2 protein-coding genes are annotated in these 1,879 nt (G+C 59.5%); both read left to right on the top strand.

Annotated elements, in window-relative coordinates; genetic code table 11:
• Positions 1 to 39 precede the first annotated feature (39 nt).
• A complete protein-coding gene (gene istA, locus E2L05_RS20510; protein WP_133344879.1) occupies positions 40 to 1,569 on the top strand; it encodes an IS21 family transposase in 1,530 nt (509 codons plus the stop codon).
• Positions 1,559 to 1,879: ATP-binding protein (locus E2L05_RS20505; protein ID WP_243722083.1), on the top strand; the 321-nt coding region annotated here is incomplete at its 3' end. The genes istA and E2L05_RS20505, both read left to right, overlap by 11 nt.

Raw genomic sequence — 1,879 nt, 5'->3', positions numbered from 1 at the left:
CCCCGACGGATTTGGTCGGGGAGATATGGAGTGATCGACATGGGATTTTTGAGTATTATCCGACGCTGGGCATTGCGTGACAAAATGCCAATCCGCGAGATTTCGCGGCGCACGGGGCTGTCTCGCAACACCATCAGAAAGTACCTGCGCGAGGGCGCGGTTGAGCCGAAGTTCAAGACGCCATCACGGCCGAGCAAGCTGGACCCTTATGCGGATCGTCTGTCTGCCTGGCTGCTGGCGCAGACACGCAAACCGCGCAAGGAACGGCGGACGGTGAAGCAGATGCATGCTGATTTGGTGAAGCTTGGCTATGATGGCTCCTATGGTCGCGTGGCGGCTTTTGCCCGCGCTTGGCGTGCGGATCGGCATCGGGCTGCACAAACGACGGGACGCGGCACCTACGTTCCCTTGGTGTTTCAGCCCGGCGAGGCGTTCCAGTTCGACTGGAGCGAAGACTGGGCCAACATTGGAGGCGAACGGGTCAAGCTTCAGGTGGCCCATATCAAGCTGTCGCACAGCCGGGCGTTCCTGGTGCGGGCCTATCCGCTGCAAACCCACGAGATGCTGTTCGATGCCCATTGGCATGCGTTCCGCGTCTTCGGCGGTGTGCCTGGGCGCGGCATCTACGACAACATGAAGACGGCCGTTGATCGTGTTGGTCGCGGCAAACACCGCGACGTCAATGCCCGCTTCAAGGCCATGGCCAGCCATTACGTTTTTGAACCTGAGTTCTGCAACCCGGCCGCGGGCTGGGAGAAGGGTCAGGTCGAGAAGAATGTCCGCGATGCGCGCAACCGTTTGTGGCAGGTCACGCCTGTCTTCAAGGATCTGGAGGAGCTGAACCAATGGCTGGAAGATCGTTGCATCGCCCTTTGGGCTGAGACACAGCACCGAACCCTCCCCGGTTCCATTGCCGATGTTTGGGAGGCAGAGAAGCCCACATTGATGGCGTTGCCGCCTGCTTTCGACGGGTTTGTTGAGCACAGCAAGCGTGTGTCCCCGACGTGCTTGGTGACCTTCGAGCGCAATCGCTACAGCGTGCCCTCCAGCTTTGCGAACCACCGTGTCAGTTTGCATGTCTATCCAGACCGCTTGGTCATGGTGGCCGAAGGCCAAACCGTTTGCACCCATGATCGCGTCATAGAGCGGTCGCACCACAAGCCAGGCAGGGTCATCTATGATTGGCGGCACTATCTGGCTGTGATCCAACGCAAAACCGGGGCCTTGCGTAATGGTGCTCCGTTCATCGAGATGCCCGACGCCTTCCGCCGCCTGCAGGATCATATGTTGCGCAAGGAAGGCGGTGACAGGGAGATGGTCGATATCCTGTCCCTGGTTCTGCATCACGACGAAGACGCTGTTCTGTGTGCTGTAGAACTCGCGCTGGACGCCGGAGTGCCCACCAAGACGCATGTCCTGAACCTCCTGCACAGGCTGATCGACAAAAAGCAGACAGATCACCCGGAGGTCGATCCGCCAGAGGCTTTAGCCTTGGATACGGCGCCGAAGGCCAATGTCGATCGCTATGATGATCTGAGACAGGCTGGGGAGAAGCGCCATGCGTCATGATCCTGCAGGCGCTTCGGTCGTGATCATGCTCCGCAGCCTGAAGCTGCATGGCATGGCGCAAGCCGTTGACGATCTCGTTGCCCAGGGCGCACCGGCGTTCGAAGCGGCAACGCCAATGTTGTCCCAATTGCTCAAGGCCGAGATTGCAGAGCGCGAAGTCCGGTCAATCGCCTACCAAACCAAGGTGGCACGCTTCCCGTCCTACAAGGACCTCGCAGGCTTTGACTTCAAGTCCAGCGAGATCAACGAAGCCACCGTCCGGCAGTTGCACCGCGGCACCTTCATGGAAAATGCGGAAAACGTTGTCCTG

The organism is Meridianimarinicoccus aquatilis (genome assembly GCF_004358675.1).
Lineage (GTDB): Bacteria > Pseudomonadota > Alphaproteobacteria > Rhodobacterales > Rhodobacteraceae > Meridianimarinicoccus > Meridianimarinicoccus aquatilis.
Note: the sequence above shows the minus strand (reverse complement) of the source record. Positions and strands in the feature narration are given on the sequence as shown.